Genomic DNA, 16852 nt, shown 5'->3' with positions numbered 1-16852 from the left:
CGTCGGCGTCGGTTGTCGGCGGCGGCGTCGGCGCGGGCGGAGCCTCGCCCGTCGCGGTCGGGCGCTGAGCCTCCGCCGGCGGGCTGGAACCGCCGCAGGCGGCGAGGACGAGGAAGGCGGCGATCGGCGCGGCGCGCATGGGGGGGCACTCCGGAAAGGAACGCCCAGACTGGCGCGTGAGCCCAGACGGCGAAAGAGGCCGCGTCGCTGTTGCGGGTCTGGATGCAGCCCCCTTGCCGCTCGCGTGCAGAACCGCGGCTTACGACTTGAGCTCAAGTCCCTTCAGGTCGCCGTCGGCGCGCCATCCCTCGAGGACCTTGGCGAAGGCCACCGGCCCCGCGCCGTAGGAGGTGTTGCGCTTGTTCATCAGCTCCACCTTGCCCTCGTTGTTGTAGTAGCCGGGGGTGCATTCCTTCAGGAAGTTCTCGCGCATCACCGAGAGCTTCACGATGGTGTCGACCCAGGCCTCTTCCGCCTCCTGCGCGGGCTCGACGACGCGGGCCTGGCGATCCGTCGCGTTCCGCACGATGTAGGCGATGTGTTTGGCCTGCTCGTTGATCATGTGCGGGAAGTTGGCCGAGAAGCCCGACTGGACGTTCGAGACGATGAAGCAGTTGGGGAAGCCGCGGCTCAGCAGGCCGTGCAGGGTCGAGGCGCCTTCCTTCCACTTGTCGGTGAGGGTCTGGCCGCCGCGGCCCTTCACCTCATAGCCGGCGCGCCGGGCATACGACGTGCCGACTTCGAAGCCCGTGGCGTAGACGAGGCAGTCGATCTCGTATTCGCGGCCGTTGGCGACGATGCCCCGCTCGGTGATGCGCTCGACGCCTCTCCCCTGCGTATCCACCAGATGCACGTTCGGCCGGTTGAAGGTGGCCAGGTACTCGTCGTGGAAGCAGGGGCGTTTGCAGAACTGGTTGTACCAGGGCTTCAGCGCCTCGGCGGTGGCCTTGTCCTGGATGACGCTGTCCACGCGGGCGCGGACCTGCTCCATCTTCTTGAAGTCGGCCAGCTGCATGAGAGCGGCAGGATCGTCGACGGCCTCGCCGGCCTCGGCCTTGCGGCGCGCCAGCAGCAGGATGTTGCCGATGATGTCGGTCCAACCGTCGTTGACGAGGTCCTTGTCCGCGAAGCCGCCGGAGACGAGCACGTTGAAGTTGTCCATCCGCTCCTGCTGCCAGCCTGGCTGGAGCGACTTCACCCACTCGGGGTCCGTTGGACGGTTGTTGCGGACGTCGATCGAAGACGGCGTTCGCTGGAAGACGAAGAGCTCCTTCGCCCATTCGCCGAGGTGCGGCACGCACTGGACGGCGGTGGCGCCCGTCCCGATCACGCCGACGCGCTTGTCCTTCAGGCCGACGAGCCCGCCGTTCGAGTCGCCGCCGGTGTAGTCGTAGTCCCAGCGGCTGGTGTGGAACGAGTGTCCCTGGAAGCTCTCGACGCCAGGGATGCCCGGCAGCTTCGGCCGGTGCAACGGGCCGTTCGCCATGACCACGAAACGGGCCTTCATGGCGTCGTCCCGGTTCGTCTTGATGATCCAACGCGACGCGGCCTCGTCCCACGACAGGTCGGTGACCTCGGTCTGGAAGCAGACGTTCTCGTAGAGACCGAACTTCTCCCCGATCGCCCGGCTGTGGCGGAGGATCTCGGGCGCCCGCGAGTACTTCTCCACGGGGATGTAACCGACCTCCTCGAGGAGCGGCAGGTAGATGTAGCTCTCGATGTCGCAGGCGGCCCCGGGATAGCGGTTCCAGTACCAGGTGCCGCCGAAGTCGCCGCCCTTCTCGATGATGCGGACGTCCTCGACGCCAGCTTCCTTGAGGCGCGCCGCCGCGAGCTGGCCGCCGAAGCCGCCGCCGATCACGACCACCTCGACCTCGTCGGTCAGCGGCGCACGCTGGAAGCCTTCCTCGACGTAAGGGTCTTCGAGGTAATGGGCGAAACGGCCCTTGATCTCGACGTACTGCTCGTTGGCGTCGGCCCGCAGGCGCCGGTCGCGCTCCTCGCGATACTTCCGCGCGAGCGCGTCCGGATCGAAGCCCAGGTCGTCGATCTTGCCGACATCATCCGCCATGGCGACGTCCTCCCGCCGAAGTTGTCTTCTTTGGAAGGAGCGTGCCGAACGTTTGTTTGACCGGCAAGGGTGACGTGGCGTGAGCGGCTACTTCGCCGCGCCGGCGGACGACAGGAAGTCCAGGGCCGTCAGCACCTGAGCCCGCACGCCGACCTCCATCGCGCCCTCGTCGACGACGTTGAAGAACGGCGAGTGGTTCACGCCGGGCGGGTTGCCGATCGTCAGGTCGTAGAACAGGCCCGGGACCTTTTGCTGGTAGTACGAGAAGTCCTCGGCGCCCGTGATGTAGTCGATGTCGTCCTTGATCCTGCCGCGGGCGGCGCGGGCGAGCGTCGGCTTCATCTTGGCGGTCAACGCCGGGTCGTTCGTGGTCACCGGGTTCGGCGTGCCCCACTCGATCGCCCCCTTCCCCCGTAGCGGCTGGCGATGCTCTCCACCGCCTTTTCCGCCTTCGCCATCACGTCCTTGCGCAGGTCGGGATCGAAGGTGCGCAGCGTGCCCGCCAGGGTGAAATCGTCTGGGATGATGTTGTAGCGGACGCCGCCGTGCACCGTCGCGACGGTCAGAATGGTGGGCGTCCGCGTCACGTTGATCTGGCGCGCCGCGATCTGGTTGAAGGCCAGCACGATCTCGGCCTGCATCGAGGCGATGTCGACGCCGTTCCAAGGGTTGGCGCCATGCGTCTGCCTGCCCTTGAGCTTGATCTCGTAACGATCCGACGCGGCCATCATCGGCCCCGGCCGCCACAGCAGTTGACCGGCGTCGCCCGGAACGACGTGCAGGCCGAACACGGCGTCCACCTTCGGATTCTCCAGCACGCCTTGTTTCACCATCAGAGGCGCGCCGCCCTCCTCGCCCACCGGCGGACCTTCCTCGGCCGGCTGGAAGATGAACACCACGGTGCCCGGGATGTCGGCCTTCATGCCGGCGAGGATCTCGGCGGCGCCCATCAGGATTGCGACGTGGGCGTCGTGGCCGCAGGCATGCATGACGCCGGTCTCCTGGCCGTTGAAGGTGGTGCGCACCTTCGAGGCGAACGGCAGGCCGGTCTGCTCGGTCACCGGCAAGGCGTCCATGTCGGCCCGCAGCGCCACCACGGGACCTGGCTTGCCGCCCTTCAGCACGCCGACGACGCCGGTCTTGGCGACGCCGGTCCGGACCTCGATGCCCAGCTTCCTCAGGTGATCGGCGACCAGCTTGGCCGTGCGCACCTCGCTGTTGCCGAGTTCCGGGTTCTGGTGGATGTCGCGCCGCCAGTTGACGACCTTGGGCTGGATCTTGCTGGCGGCGGCGAACACCGCCGCATCGTACGGTCCGGCCGCCTGATCCTGCGCCGCCGCCGGCGCGGCCGCCGCCATGACCAGCGCCAGCGCGGCGCCGCCGATCCAATGCCCCTTCATCCTCAACTCCCCGACTTCAAGGTTGTACGATACGTCCGCCGGTCATGGGCTCCGCCACGCCGGTCGTCTTGGGAAACGAAATCGGCAGGCCGCGCGCCGTCCGAGCTGCGAGATAGGCGAAGGCCTCGGCCTCGATGGCGTCGCCGCGCCACGCGCGGTCCTCGGCGGTGGTCACCGGACAAGGCAACCGCGCCGCAAGCGCCTTCATGATCTCGGGATTGTGCCGGCCCCCGCCAGCGACGATCACCTCGGTGGGCATCGCGCCCATCAGATCGAAGGCGCGCTTCACGCCCTCGGCCGTGAAGGCGACCAGAGTCGCCGCGGCGTCCTCGAGCTGCAGCTTGTCCAGCGGCTCCAGGGAGAAGTCGTAACGGTCCAGCGACTTCGGCGCGGGCGCCTCGAAGTAGGGATGCGCCAGCAGGGCGCGGACCACGCCCTCGTCGGCCCGGCCCACGCTGGCGTAGCGGCCGCCGGCGTCGTAGCGGCCGGCGCCCCGCGCCTGCACCAACAGGTCGATCATCCCGTTGCCGGGGCCCGTGTCGAAGGCCGCGATATCGTCGCCGCCGTTCCAGAACGTGATGTTGGCGACACCGCCGACGTTCAGCACCGCCAGCGGCGCCTCCAGTCCGGACGCCCGCGCTCGCGCCAGGTGGTAGATCGGGGCCAGCGGCGCACCCTCCCCGCCGGCCGCCACGTCGGCGGTTCGGAAGTCGTGGGCGATCGGCCGACCGGTGAGCTGGGCCAGCAGGCCGGCGTCCAGCAGCTGGACCGTACGCCCGACGACGTCCCCCCTTCGGCCGCTCATGCAGGACCGTTTGCCCGTGGACGCCCAGCAGGTCGATGTCGCTCCAGGCCAGGTTGTGCTCGGCCAGGAAGGACTCCGCCGCCGCGAAGTGCTCCCTCGCCACCGCTTCGCGGGCCTCGTGGAATATCTCGGGTTCCGGCGTTCCCCGCGCCCACTGCAGCGCCTGCCTTGTGGTCTCCAGAAGCACGTCGCGCGTTGCGTCCGTCAGCTTGCGCTCCCCGGCCGGGCCGAACGCCTGGATCGTCTCGCCGTCGGTCTCCAGCACCGCCATGTCGACGGCGTCGAGGGAGGTCCCGGTCATGAATCCCAGCACGCGCATGCGGCTTGACTGCCATGTCCGAGGATCGCTAGCTAGCCGCCATGATCGGACCTGCCGCCAACACCGGCCGCTATTACCGCCTGCCCTAGCGCAGGCGCCCGATCGTTCGCGCCTGCCGTCAAAACGGCCGGCGCCTCTCCTATCAGATCCAGGACCGCCGGCCTCCCCACCCTTCAGGAGCCTGCCATGTCCCTCGAAATCTCAGACGCGCCCGTGCTAGAGCCCGGCGACCCAAGTCCTGCGAGGTCCCGAGATGTCCGATCCCGCCTTCAAATCCGACTTCCTGACGACGCTGCAGGCGCGCGGCTACATCCACCAGATCAGCCATCCCGAGGAACTGGACGAGGCCGCCGCCCAGGGCGTCATCCGCGCCTACATCGGCTTCGACGCCACGGCGACGTCACTGCACGTCGGAAGCCTGATCCAGATCATGATGCTGCGCCGACTTCAGCAAGCGGGCCACAAGCCCGTTGTGCTCATGGGGGGCGGCACGACGAAGGTTGGCGATCCCAGCGGCCGCGACGAGAGCCGCAAGATGCTCACGGACGCCGACATCGAGCGCAACATCGCCGGCATCAAGACCGTGTTCGAGAAGTTCCTGGCCTTCGGCGATGGCCCCACCGACGCGGTGATGGTCAACAACGACGAATGGCTCTCGCAGATGGGCTATCTTGAGTTCCTGCGGGAGTTCGGGCCGCACTTCACGGTCAACCGCATGCTGACGTTCGACAGCGTGCGCCTGCGGCTCGAGCGCGAGCAGCCGCTGACTTTCCTTGAGTTCAACTACATGCTCATGCAGGCGGTGGACTTCCGCCACCTCAACCGCGCCATGGGCGTGCAGTTGCAGATGGGCGGCTCGGACCAGTGGGGCAACATCATCAACGGCGTGGAGCTGGTTCGGCGGATGGACCAGAAGGCGGCCTTCGCCCTTACGACGCCTCTGCTGACCACCTCGTCGGGCGCCAAGATGGGCAAGACAGCCTCGGGCGCCGTATGGCTGAACGCGGACCTGCTGAGCCCCTACGACTACTGGCAGTTCTGGCGGAACACCGAGGACGCCGACGTCGGCAGGTTCCTGCGCCTGTTCACCGACCTGCCGCTGGACGAGATCGCTCGCCTGGAAAGCCTGCCGGGCGCCGAGATCAACGAGGCAAAGAAGGTGCTGGCCAACGAGGCGACCCGGATGCTGCACGGCGCCGAAGCCGCGCAGACAGCGGAAGCCGCCGCCCGTGCCGCTTTCGAGGAAGGTCGCCTTTCCGAGGATCTGCCGACGCATGAAGTGGCCAAGGCTGACTTCGAGGCGGGGATCGCCCTCGCAGCGCTCGCCGCAGACGCCGGGCTTGCCTCCTCGCGCGGCGATGCCCGTCGCCTGGCCCAGGGCGGCGGCCTGCGTGTCAACGATCAGCAGGTCGCCGACGGCAATCGAATGATCACCTCTGCCGACCTCATCGACGGCGTGGTCAAGCTGGCCGCCGGCAAGAAGAAGATCGTCCTGGTGAAGCCGGTCTGAGGAGCTAAGAGATGGCGGACGTGACCGAAGGCGCCCCGGCGCCCGACTTCGAACTCGACACCGCGGACGGCCCCGTCCGCCTCTCCGACTTCGCCGGCAAGACGCTGGTGCTCTACTTCTATCCCAAGGACGACACCACGGGCTGCACTCGCGAGGCGCAGGACTTCACCGCGCTTGCCCCCGAGTTCGCCAAGGCCGGTGCGACGATCCTGGGCGTGTCGAAGGACAGCGTGAAGTCGCACCAGAAGTTCGCGACGAAGTATGACCTGGGCGTCGTCCTCGGCTCGGACCCTGAAGGCACGGTCATCCAGTCCTATGGCTCGTGGGTGGAGAAGACGCTCTACGGCCGCAACTACATGGGTATCGACCGGTCGACCTTCCTGATCCGGGACGGCAGGATCATGCGCATCTGGCGCAAGGTGAAGGTGCCCAACCACGCGCAGCAGGTTCTGGACGCCGTAAACGCCAACTAAAGCGGGCGGCGCTGTGGCGCAGGCGCCGCGGTCTGGACAATCCGTACGCAGCCGTCTGGACGGACGACGATTCGGAGCGCAGCCTGCGGCCTCGCGACGCTTTTGGTTAAATTTGTAACAACGCGTCTTGCCTGCCCCAAAAATTTGCCTCCATATCCCTCCCGTTCCTAGGGGCGGGGGCTTCAGCGAAACGCATGACACGTTTGGCGCGACTTCGTCGTTCGCTTGAAGACCTGTTTCCGGAGCGGCACCTCTACGTGCGCTCCGGCGGGGCCATGAAGGCCTTTGTCCTCACCTCCTCCAAGCAGATGGCCATCGCGGGCGTGGTGGCCGGCGGCGCGCTGTGGATGGGCGTCTGCACCGCCGCCATGCTGGTGAACCTGCTGTCGGCATCGGCGACGGATCGGGAGATCGCGCAGCTGAAGGCGCAGTCCGAGCGTTATGTCGCCGACCGGCAGGCCCGGCTGGACAGCGCGATGGCTCAGCTCAACGCCGCTTCCGGCTCGAACGTCGAGCTCGCCGCCAGCATCGAGAAGCGCCACGCCGCGCTCGCCTTGCTGCTCACCGATCTCAAGGGCGCGCCGGGCGCCGCAGAGGCGCTGACGCCGGCGATCAACAGGGCCCTGGCGAACGAGACCTCCAATCCGGTCAAGCGGGTGGAGATGGTCCGGATTGGCCAGGAGCAGCTACTGGACGCCGCCGACAGCTTCGCCAAGAGCCGCGCGGACCGGCTGCGGCTTGCGTTCCGGATGGCCGGCCTGACCCCTTCGGCCTTCGTGCCCAAGAGCGGCTCGCTGGGCGGACCGCTGATCGAATCCAAGGACCCGCGCGCCCTCGCCGCCGTCCTGGACGTGGACGAGGACTTCGCCGTGCGCATCCAGCGCGCCGCCCGTGACGTCTCCGAGACGCGCGCCCTGACCGACGCGGCCCAGGACCTGCCGTTCGCCCGCCCGACTTCCAACGCCGCCCAGACCAGCGGCTTCGGCGTCCGGTTCGATCCGTTCACCCGCAGGCCGGCGTTCCACTCGGGCCTCGACTTCGCGGGCGGCCACGCGACGCCGATCCAGGCCACCGGACCGGGCGTCGTCTCCTTCACGGGGCAGCGTCCGGGCTACGGCAAGACCGTCGAGATCGACCACGGCCGCGGCCTGAAGACCCGCTATGCGCACCTCTCGGGTATCAGCGTGCGGCCCGGCGAGCGCGTCGCCCTCGGGCAGCGGATCGGCGCCATGGGCTCCACGGGCCGCTCCACTGGGACCCACCTTCACTATGAGGTATGGGTGAACGGGCGCGCCCAGAACCCGGGCCGTTTCCTGAAGGCCGGCCAGTATGTTCAGCAAGGCGACTAAGGGTCCCGACACCGCGGCCTCGCAGCCGCGCAAGCCGGCGCTGGCCTCCCTGATCGCGCCGGGCGTCACGGTGCGCGGCGACATCGTCACGGAAGGCGACCTGCACCTCGACGGAGCGGTCGAGGGCGATGTCTCGGCCGGCCGGCTGACCCTGGGCGAGACCGCCTGGATACAGGGCGTCGTGACCGCCGATTCGGTGGAAGTCCGCGGCCGCGTCACGGGCACGATCAGCGCCCGTCAGGTCCACCTCTGCGCCTCCGCGCATGTGGACGGCGACATCCGTCACTCGGAGTTGGCTATCGACGCCGGAGCCCACTTCGAGGGCCGCAGCCTCATGTTCCCCGCCGACGCCGCGGCCGCGCCGTTGCTGATCGCCGAGGCGGCCGAATAGGCCTCAGGCCGCCGCGTCGCGGGTGGCGCCCACGCGCTGGGCGAGCGCTGCGCCCATGAACTGGTCGAGGTCGCCGTCAAGCACGCCGCCGGTGTCGGAGGTCTCCACCTCGGTCCGGAGGTCCTTCACCATCTGGTACGGCTGCAGCACGTAGCTGCGGATCTGGTGGCCCCAACCGATGTCCGTCTTCTGGTCCTCCAGCGCCTGCTGGGCCGCCTCGCGCTTCTCCAGTTCGGCCTCGTAGAGGCGGGCTTTCAGCATCTTCCAGGCCTGGTCGCGGTTCTGGTGCTGCGAGCGCTGGTTCTGGCAGGCCACCACGATGCCGGTGGGTATGTGCGTGAGGCGCACAGCCGAGTCGGTCTTGTTCACGTGCTGGCCGCCGGCGCCCGACGCCCGGTAGGTGTCGGTGCGGACGTCGGCAGGGTTGATCTCGATCTCGATGGTGTCGTCGACCACCGGATAGACCCAGACCGAAGCGAAGCTGGTGTGGCGCTTGGCGGCGCTATCGAAGGGCGAGATGCGCACCAGCCGGTGCACTCCGGCCTCGGTCTTCAGCCAGCCGTAGGCGTTCGGCCCCCTTCACCTGCAGGGTCACGGACTTGATGCCCGCCTGTTCGCCCGGCGTCTCTTCCAGGAAGTCGACCTGCATGCCGTGGGCGTTGGCCCAGCGGGTGTACATGCGCAGCAGCATCCCGGCCCAGTCGTTGGACTCGGTGCCGCCGGCGCCGGAGTTGATCTCGACGAAGGCGTCGTTTCCGTCGGCCTCGCCGGACAGCAGCGCCTCGAGTTCGGCGCGGCCGGCGCGCTCCTTGATCTCGCGCAGCTGGGCGCGGGCTTCCTCCAAGGAGCCTTCGTCGCCCTCCTCGTCCGCCAGTTCGGCGTAGCCCAACGCGTCCGCCAGATCGCGCTCCAGCGCCTGGACGGCCTCGATCTGGCCGGACAGCCGCGAGCGCTCGCGAGAGACCGCCTGGGCCTCGTCGGGGTTGTTCCAGAGGGTCGGATCCTCGACCCGGGCGTTCAGCTCATCGAGCTTGCGGAGCGCAGGCTCCCAGTCAAAGACGCCTCCTGAGCAGTTCGATCGACTGCTCGATGTCGGCCTTGGCGGCCTCGACATCCAATCTCATGGGACACTCCAGTATCAGGCCGGCGGAGATAGTCCGCGCCGGCCGTCAGCACAAGCGGACTAGAAGAGGTCGGACAGGTCGTCCTGCTTCTTGGGCGGCGGCGGGGCGACGGCGGCGCCCGCGTTGGGCGCCCCGGTCAGGCCGTCCTGCCAGACCTTATTGTACGGCTGCGGCCCCTGGGGCACGCCGGCGGCGCCGACCGGCGCCTGCATGGCCTGCGGCTCGGTGCCCGGGCGGAAGGCTTCGCGGATGCCGCGGATCGTGGCGTACTTGGCGTTGCTCGGCGCCTTGAATGGAACGGCGGGCGTGTCCTTCAGCGCCTCGGTCATGAACTCGGTGAAGATCGGCACCGCCGAACGGCTGCCGGTCTCGCCCTCGCCCAGGCTGCGGTTGTCGTCGAACCCGATGAAGACCCCCACCACCATCTGCGGCGAGAAGCCCATGAACCAGGCGGAGCGGTAGTCGTTCGTCGTGCCCGTCTTGCCGCCCAGCGGCTTGCCCACCCGCGACGCGTAGGTGGCCGTGCCGCGCTGCACCACGCCTTCCAGCATGGAGGTGATCTGGTAGGCGGTGATCGGGTCCATCACCTGGGCGCCCGTGCGCGGGATGCGGGGGCTCTCCGCCCCCGAGAAGCCGGCGTCGCATCGCGGGCATTCGCGACGGTCGGCGCGATAGATGATCTTGCCGTTGCGGTCCTCGACCAGCTCGATCAGGTGCGGCTCCACCTTGCGGCCGCCGTTCAGGAACGAAGAGTAGGCGCCGGCCATGCGGAAGACGGTGGTCTCGCCGCTGCCCAGGGCCATGGCCAGGACCTTGTCCATCTTGTTGGTGACGCCCATGCGGACGGCGAGGTCGCTGATCTTGGTCATCCCGACGCCCTGCGCGAGGCGCACGGTCATGGTGTTGCGCGACAGTTCGAGGCCGCGGCGCAGCGTCAGCGCGCCATAGTACTCGCGGTTGTAGTTCTCCGGGCTCCAGGCTTGGCCGCCGGCCCCGCGCAGGGTGATCGGCGCGTCGAGCACGGTGCTGGCCGGCGTGTAGCCGCTTTCGAGCGCTGCGGCGTAGACGATCGGCTTGAAGGCCGAACCAGGCTGGCGATAGGCCTGGGTGGCGCGGTTGAAGCTCGACAGCGAGAACGAATAGCCGCCGACCATGGCCAGCACGCGACCGGAGTTCGGTTCCATCGCCACCATGGCGCCGTTCACCGCAGGCACCTGCTTCAGGCGGAAGCCCGCGCCCTTGTCGTTCGGCGCGACGAAGATCAGGTCGCCCGTGCCGATGCCCTTGCCGCGGCGCGCCCAGGCGACATCCTCGCCCGCCAGCGCGCCGGCTTCGCCATCGACCGTCTGCACCTGAACCGAGCCGCCGGCGACGCTGGTCACGACGGCCTGACGCCACGAACGCCGCTCGGCGGGACGAGCCTGCTTCTTCGCCTCGGCCTCCCAGCCGGCGAGCGTGGTCACCTGCCCCCCAGGCGCCGCGCCAGCCGTGGCGGCGGTCGTACTCCTCGAGGCCGTTCATCAACGCCAGCCGCGCCGCGCTCTGCAGGCGCGGGTCGAGCGTGGTCCGAACATAATAGCCGCCGGCGTTCAGCCGCTCGTCCCCGAGTTCCTCCATGCCCAGCGCCAGACGGCGGACCTCTTCGACGAAATAGTCCGCGTCGCGATACTGGGCCCGCGTCGGGGCCGGCTGCACCTTCAGGTCCTCGGCCTGGGCGGCCCGGGCCTCGGCGCGGCTGACCATGCCCAGGTCGGCCATCTGGCCGATCACCCAGTTGCGGCGCGCGATCGCCTGCCGCTTGCGGCGGATGGGGTGGTAGTTGTCGGGCCCCTTGGGCAGGGAGGCCAGGTAGGCGCTCTCGGCCAGGGTCAGCTCGCTGACTGACTTGCCGAAGTAGTTGTAGGCCGCAGCGCCCACGCCGTACGAGCGGTAGCCCAGCCAGATCTCGTTCAGATAGAGCTCGAGGATGCGCTCCTTGGTCAGCGTGCCCTCGAGCTGCGAGGCCAGGATCGCCTCCTTCAGCTTGCGCCCGATGGTGGCGTCACTGGTGAGCAGGATGTTCTTGGCCACCTGCTGGGTGATGGTCGAGCCACCTTCCAGACGCCGGCCCTGGGCGAGGTTGAGCACGTTCTTGGCCATGGCGCGGCCGAGCCCGCCCACATCGACGCCGCGGTGGTGGAAGAAGCCGTGGTCCTCGGCGGCCAGGAAGGCCTGGGCGGTCTGCTTGGGGATCGCCTCGTACGGAACGAAGATCCGCCGCTCACGGGAGAACTCGCCGATCAGGGTGCCGTCCCAGGCATACGCGCGGGTCGCGGTGGGCGGGTGATAGTCGACCAGCTCGCCGGCGTCGGGCATGTCGTGGAAGAGCCAGGCCGCATAGATCGCGGCGCAGAAGGCGGCGACGCCTACGATGCTGAGGACCACGACCCCCGCCAGGGCCAGCCCACGCCGCGGCCGCGCCGTCTCGGGTCCAGGCTGTCCTTCGGGAGAGGTCAAGTCAGATGCGCTCCGAGGCGCCCGCGCGCCGCCAAGTGGCCCGGGTCTAACCTGTGTCGAGCCGGGCGCCAACGCCGTCGGCTCCGTCCCGCGTCAGCGGGCCGCGGGGAGTCCCGGGAACGCGGCGGACGACCGCCTCCGCGCCGACCTCGACGTTCGAGCAGAGGCTGTTCAGGCCTGCTGCCTGAGGCTAGGTGCAGGGCATGAGCATCATCGCCGCCTATGTGTACAAGGACGGCCGGAGGGTCCGGGAAGCCTCGCTGAGCGACGACGGCCTGGCGCTCGAACCCGGCGAGTTCGTCTGGATCGGGCTCTACGAGCCGGAGCCGGACGAGCTGCGGGCCCCTTCAGGAGCGCTTCCGCCTGCACCCGCTCGCGGTCGAGGACGCGCTTTCAGCCCACCAGATGCCCAAAGTCGAAACCTACGGCGATGAGCTGTTCGTGGTGGCGCGCACGGCGCAGCTGGACGACAGCCACATCCACTACGGCGAGACCCACATCTTCCTGGGGTCAAACCATATCGTCACCGTCCGCCACGGTTCCGCACGGGCGCATACCCAGCTTCGCGCCTATCTCGAGGCGAACCCCGCCCTGCTGAAGCACGGCGCGGACTATGTCCTTCATGCCATCCTCGACTTCGTTGTGGACGGCTATGCGCCGATCGCCGACCAGATCGAAGAGTCGGTGCTAGCGATGGAGAACCGGGCGCTGGACGCCATCCTGACCCGCGCCGAGATTCGCGAACTGTTCCAGCTCCGCCGCGAACTGCTGCGGTTCGGCCGCATCCTCGGACCGATGGAGGAGATGGCGAGCCGGCTCGAGCGGCTGGAATTCCCGTGCGTCGACCCCGAGGTGCGGCCGTACTTCCGCAATGTGCGCGATCACGTCCGTCGGGTCGGCGTCCGCATCAGCGCCCTGCGCGAAACCGTCGCGTCCGTGTTCGAAGTCAGCAACCTGCTGGAGCAGCAGCGCCAGGGCGCGATCACCCGGCGGCTCGCGTCGTGGGCGGCGATCCTGGCGGTGCCGACGGCGATCGCCGGCATCTACGGCATGAATTTCGACTATCTGCCCGAGCTGCACTGGAAGTACGGCTACTTTGCGGTCCTCGCGGCGATCGCGGCCGTGTGCCTGGCGCTCTACATCGGATTCAAGCGTTCGAAGTGGCTGTGACGGCCAAGGACCGCCGGATCAGCGCGTCGCGACCTTGAGGCCGGCGCCGAAGTGGTCGTCGATGGCGTCGGCGACGGCGTTCATCAGGCGGGCGCGTGCGGCGGGGTCGCGCAGACGGGCCTCGTCCTCGGGATTGTTGACGAAACCCATCTCCAGCAGGACGGCGGGCACGTCGGGGGCCAGCAGCACGACAAGACCCGCGTCGCGGTGGCTGCGGCGAAGCAGCGGGGCCTCGCCCTCGATGTTTGAGAGCAGCGTCTGGGCGAAAACGGCGGAGCGGTTGCGGGTGGCCCGCTGGGTCAGGTCGAAGAGGATGTCGCGAACGCCCTGGTCGCCGGACAGGTTGGCCTTCATGAACCAGTCGTCCTTGCTGACGAACTGGGTCGAACGCCGGGACGCCTTGTCGGAGAGGGTGTAGACGCTGGCGCCCTTCAGGCTGGCGGTCGGGCCGGAGTCCGAGTGCAGCGAGATGAACAGGTCTGCGTTGGCCCGCTGAGCGATCCGGACGCGGGTTTCCAGCGGCACATAGATGTCGGAGTTGCGGGTCATCACGACCTGATAGCGGCCGCTCTTTTCCAGGCGGGCCTTGAGCGCCAGCGCGGCGGCGAGGTTGATTTCCTTCTCGAAGCCCTGGGCTCCGCTGGCTCCCACGTCCTTACCGCCATGACCGGCGTCGATGACGATCACCTTCTTCAGCGGCAGCGGCTGTTTCTTGGCGGGCAGGAACTGGGTGCGCACGGCCGGCGTCGGGCCCGCGCCCGAGGCCTTGGTCAGGCTCGCGCTCTGGGTCGCGGCCGGGGCAGGCGCGCCGACCGACCCGCCCGAGGCCCCAACGGCGGCGAGGTCGATGACATAGCGGTAGTGGGCGATGCCGTCGGCCGGCGGCAACAGGAACCGACGCTTCACCTTGGCGTCGGCCGCGAGGTCCATCTGCAGGCGGGCCTGCCCCTGAACTTCGTCGACCATCCAGGCCTTCACGACTCCGCGGCCCGCGCCCTGCAGGCCGTCAGGCGCATCGACCCCGGGCATCATGACGACGACGCGCCGGTCGGCCTCTCCGTCGGAGACGACCTTCACGCTGGCGGACTTGTCGAGGTCGATGACCACGCGGGTCTCGGTCCCCTCGCCGCCCAGGCGCACCTTGAGCAGGGAAACCGTATCGGGCGCGGCGTGGGAGGCGGCCACGGCGACCAGGCCCAGGCCGGCGACGACCGCGGCGAGCAGCGCCCGCCCCCGGTTCACGGCCATCGCCCTAGCTGCTCGCCCCAACATCAAGCCACCCTACATCCGCGCGCGCGGAGTCGCAGAACACGACATCGACAGCCATATACGGGCCGCGGCCGTAGACAATCGGTTAACGAGGTCTTTCGTGTCGCAGGAGCCGAGCAGCGCGTGCTTTCCTTTTCGGACGCCGTGTTGCAAAGTCCGCGCCGCGCGACGACGTCGAGCCCGCTTCGGGCCCGTCGGACCGCGCGTCACGCAAACCGGCGTCGGCCTCGTTCGAGACCTTCGACGACCACGCCTCCTCCGATCGCGCCGCTCGTGGCGCGCCTAGGAACACACCCGATGGGCTGCGCAGCTCAAGCCAATCCTGGCCTTGCCCCCCGAGACGCCGCTTCCGGCGCCCTCCGGGTCGGCGCGCGCGTCCGTCCTTACCACCGGCAGCGCCCGGGCCATGCCCAAGCCGCGCGCCGCGGAGACGAACTGAATGTCCAAGACCATGTTGATCGACGCAGCCCACGCGGAAGAGACGCGTGTGGTGGTCGTCGACGGGACTCGCGTTGAAGAGTTCGATTTCGAGAGCCAGAACCGCAAGCAGCTTCGAGGAAACATCTATCTCGCAAAGGTGACGCGCGTTGAGCCGTCCCTGCAGGCGGCCTTCGTCGAATACGGCGGCAACCGCCACGGCTTCCTGGCCTTCAACGAAATCCACCCCGACTACTACCAGATCCCCGTCGCCGACCGCGAAGCCCTGCTGCGCGAGGAGGCCGAGGAGGACGACGAGGACCGCCACGAGCCGCGGGCCCGCGCGCCGGAGGACGAGGACGAGGTCGACCTGAACGCCTCGGACGACGAGGACGACGTCGTCGAGGAGGAGCTGGCCCGTCGCCGTCGGCGGCTGATGCGCCGCTACAAGATCCAGGAAGTGATCCGCCGCCGGCAGATCATGCTGGTCCAGGTCGTCAAGGAGGAGCGCGGCAACAAGGGTGCGGCGCTGACCACCTATCTGTCGCTGGCCGGCCGCTACGGCGTGCTGATGCCGAACACCGCCCGCGGCGGCGGTATCAGCCGCAAGATCACCACCGCGACCGACCGCAAGCGGCTGAAGAGCGTGGTCCAGAGCCTCGACGTGCCGAACGGCATGGGCCTGATCGTGCGGACGGCCGGGGCCAAGCGCACCAAGGCCGAGATCAAGCGCGACTACGACTACCTGCTGCGCCTTTGGGAGAACATCCGCGAGAAGACGCTGCATTCGATCGCGCCGGCGCTGATCTACGAGGAAGAGGACCTCGTGAAGCGTGCGATCCGCGACCTCTACGACAAGGACATCGACGACGTGTTCGTCGAGGGCGAGGCGAGCTTCAAGGAAGCGCGCGACTTCATGCGCATGCTGATGCCCAGCCAGGCGAAGAAGGTGCAGCTCTACCGCGAGCCCACGCCGCTCTTCGTGAAGCACAAGGTGGAAGACCACCTGTCGCAGATCTACTCGCCGGTCGTGCCGCTGCGTTCGGGCGGCTACCTGGTGATCAACCAGACCGAGGCGCTGGTCGCCGTCGACGTGAACTCGGGCCGCGCGACGCGCGAGCGCAACATCGAGGCCACGGCGCTGAAGACCAACCTGGAAGCGGCCGAGGAAGCCGCCCGCCAGTTGCGACTGCGCGACCTCGCCGGCCTGATCGTCATCGACTTCATCGACATGGATGAGGCGAAGAACAACCGGGCGGTCGAGAAGAAGCTGAAGGACTGCCTCAAGGACGACCGCGCCCGGGTCCAGATGGGCAAGATCAGCCCGTTCGGGCTGATGGAGATCAGCCGCCAGCGCCGCCGCACCGGCGTGCTGGAGGGCACCACCCACGTCTGCGAGCACTGCGCCGGCACCGGCCGGGTCCGCTCGGTCGAGTCGAGCGCCCTGGCGGCGCTGCGGGCGCTGGAAATCGAGGCGCTGAAGGGCGGCGGCGAGGCGACGCTGACCGTGCCGCGCGCCGTCGGCCTATACATCCTGAATGAGAAGCGCGCGCATCTCGCCAGGCTGCACCACGCCTTCGGCCTGTTCGTGACGGTCGTGATCGACGACGACATGGCGCACGCCGAGCATGGCATCGAACGCACGGCGAGCGAGACCCGCGCGGAGCACGCCGCGGTGCTGGCGCCGGCCCAGATCGCCTACACGCCGGCCGACGCCGCCGAGCTGGAGGACACCTTCGAGGACGAGGACCTCGAGGACGAGGACGACGAGGAGGCCTTCGAGGACGAAGACGAGGACGAGGACGACACCGCCGAGGACGGCGCGGAAGCCCGCCCGCGGGCCCGCGAGGATCGCGCGCCGCGCGACGACCGCGAGGACGCCGAAGGCGGCCGGCGTGGACGCCAGCGCCGCCGGCGCGGCCGGCGGGGCGACGAGCGTGGCGAAGGCCGTGGCGAGGGTCACGCTGAAGGACGCGCCGACAGTCGGGGCGAGAACCGGGGCGAAGGTCGCGGGGAAGGTCGGGGGTGAGCGCCAGGCCAATGGCGAGGACGAGGATG

Annotated in this window: 9 protein-coding genes and 4 pseudogenes; 6 read left to right on the top strand and 7 right to left on the bottom strand. The window is 68.8% G+C overall.

The features are described from left to right. Positions 1 to 259: 259 nt before the first annotated feature. The 4 genes and pseudogenes from LRS10_RS16220 to LRS10_RS16205 all read right to left on the bottom strand — a co-directional run bounded on the left by LRS10_RS16220 (position 260) and on the right by LRS10_RS16205 (position 4595). Positions 260 to 2071: an NAD(P)/FAD-dependent oxidoreductase gene (locus LRS10_RS16220; RefSeq protein WP_257838174.1), complete on the bottom strand. Its 1812-nt coding sequence runs from the start codon at positions 2069 to 2071 to the stop codon at positions 260 to 262. Between the two features lie 87 nt (positions 2072 to 2158). After that, positions 2159 to 2446, bottom strand: a complete 288-nt coding sequence (locus LRS10_RS16215; RefSeq protein ID WP_257838173.1) for a hypothetical protein — start codon at positions 2444 to 2446, stop codon at positions 2159 to 2161. Next, positions 2443 to 3471, bottom strand: a complete 1029-nt coding sequence (locus tag LRS10_RS16210) for an amidohydrolase (RefSeq protein WP_257838172.1) — start codon at positions 3469 to 3471, stop codon at positions 2443 to 2445. The genes LRS10_RS16215 and LRS10_RS16210 overlap by 4 nt, the downstream gene beginning before the upstream one ends. A gap of 16 nt (positions 3472 to 3487) precedes the next feature. Further along, positions 3488 to 4595: pseudogene (locus LRS10_RS16205) on the bottom strand (anhydro-N-acetylmuramic acid kinase). A 253-nt stretch (positions 4596 to 4848) separates the two neighbouring features. Here LRS10_RS16205 and tyrS point away from each other — a divergent pair. The 4 genes from tyrS (at position 4849) to LRS10_RS16185 (ending at position 8318) form a co-directional block, all read left to right on the top strand. Then, positions 4849 to 6105, top strand: a complete 1257-nt coding sequence (gene tyrS / locus LRS10_RS16200) for a tyrosine--tRNA ligase (RefSeq protein WP_257838171.1) — start codon at positions 4849 to 4851, stop codon at positions 6103 to 6105. Between the two features lie 11 nt (positions 6106 to 6116). Continuing rightward, a complete protein-coding gene (locus LRS10_RS16195) occupies positions 6117 to 6578 on the top strand; it encodes a peroxiredoxin (protein WP_257838170.1) in 462 nt (153 codons plus the stop codon). A 194-nt stretch (positions 6579 to 6772) separates the two neighbouring features. Then, on the top strand, positions 6773 to 7927 hold the full coding sequence (locus LRS10_RS16190) for a M23 family metallopeptidase (RefSeq protein ID WP_257838169.1): 1155 nt from the start codon (positions 6773 to 6775) through the stop codon (positions 7925 to 7927). Then, positions 7908 to 8318 carry a polymer-forming cytoskeletal protein gene (locus tag LRS10_RS16185; RefSeq protein ID WP_257838168.1) on the top strand — a complete coding sequence of 137 codons (411 nt, stop codon included), beginning with the start codon at positions 7908 to 7910 and terminating at the stop codon, positions 8316 to 8318. The genes LRS10_RS16190 and LRS10_RS16185 overlap by 20 nt, the downstream gene beginning before the upstream one ends. A 3-nt stretch (positions 8319 to 8321) precedes the next feature. Here LRS10_RS16185 and prfB read toward each other — a convergent pair. Together prfB and LRS10_RS16175 are read right to left on the bottom strand one after the other, a co-directional pair. After that, a pseudogene (gene prfB / locus LRS10_RS16180) lies at positions 8322 to 9442 on the bottom strand (peptide chain release factor 2). Between the two features lie 59 nt (positions 9443 to 9501). Then, a pseudogene (locus tag LRS10_RS16175) lies at positions 9502 to 11938 on the bottom strand (penicillin-binding protein 1A). A gap of 203 nt (positions 11939 to 12141) precedes the next feature. On the opposite strand from LRS10_RS16175, the pseudogene corA reads away from it, so the two are divergent. Then, a pseudogene (corA, locus tag LRS10_RS16170) lies at positions 12142 to 13108 on the top strand (magnesium/cobalt transporter CorA). Positions 13109 to 13126: 18 nt separating this feature from the next. Here the strand turns inward: corA and LRS10_RS16165 are convergent. Next, positions 13127 to 14356, bottom strand: a complete 1230-nt coding sequence (locus LRS10_RS16165) for an N-acetylmuramoyl-L-alanine amidase (RefSeq protein WP_257838167.1) — start codon at positions 14354 to 14356, stop codon at positions 13127 to 13129. A 460-nt stretch (positions 14357 to 14816) separates the two neighbouring features. Here LRS10_RS16165 and LRS10_RS16160 point away from each other — a divergent pair, with 460 nt between their 5' ends. Further along, positions 14817 to 16823, top strand: a complete 2007-nt coding sequence (locus LRS10_RS16160; protein WP_308237972.1) for a ribonuclease E/G — start codon at positions 14817 to 14819, stop codon at positions 16821 to 16823. The last annotated feature ends 29 nt before the right edge of the window (positions 16824 to 16852 follow it).

It is taken from the genome of Phenylobacterium sp. J426 (assembly GCF_024699945.1).
GTDB lineage: Bacteria > Pseudomonadota > Alphaproteobacteria > Caulobacterales > Caulobacteraceae > Phenylobacterium.
This window is presented reverse-complemented; position numbering and strand designations above follow the sequence as displayed.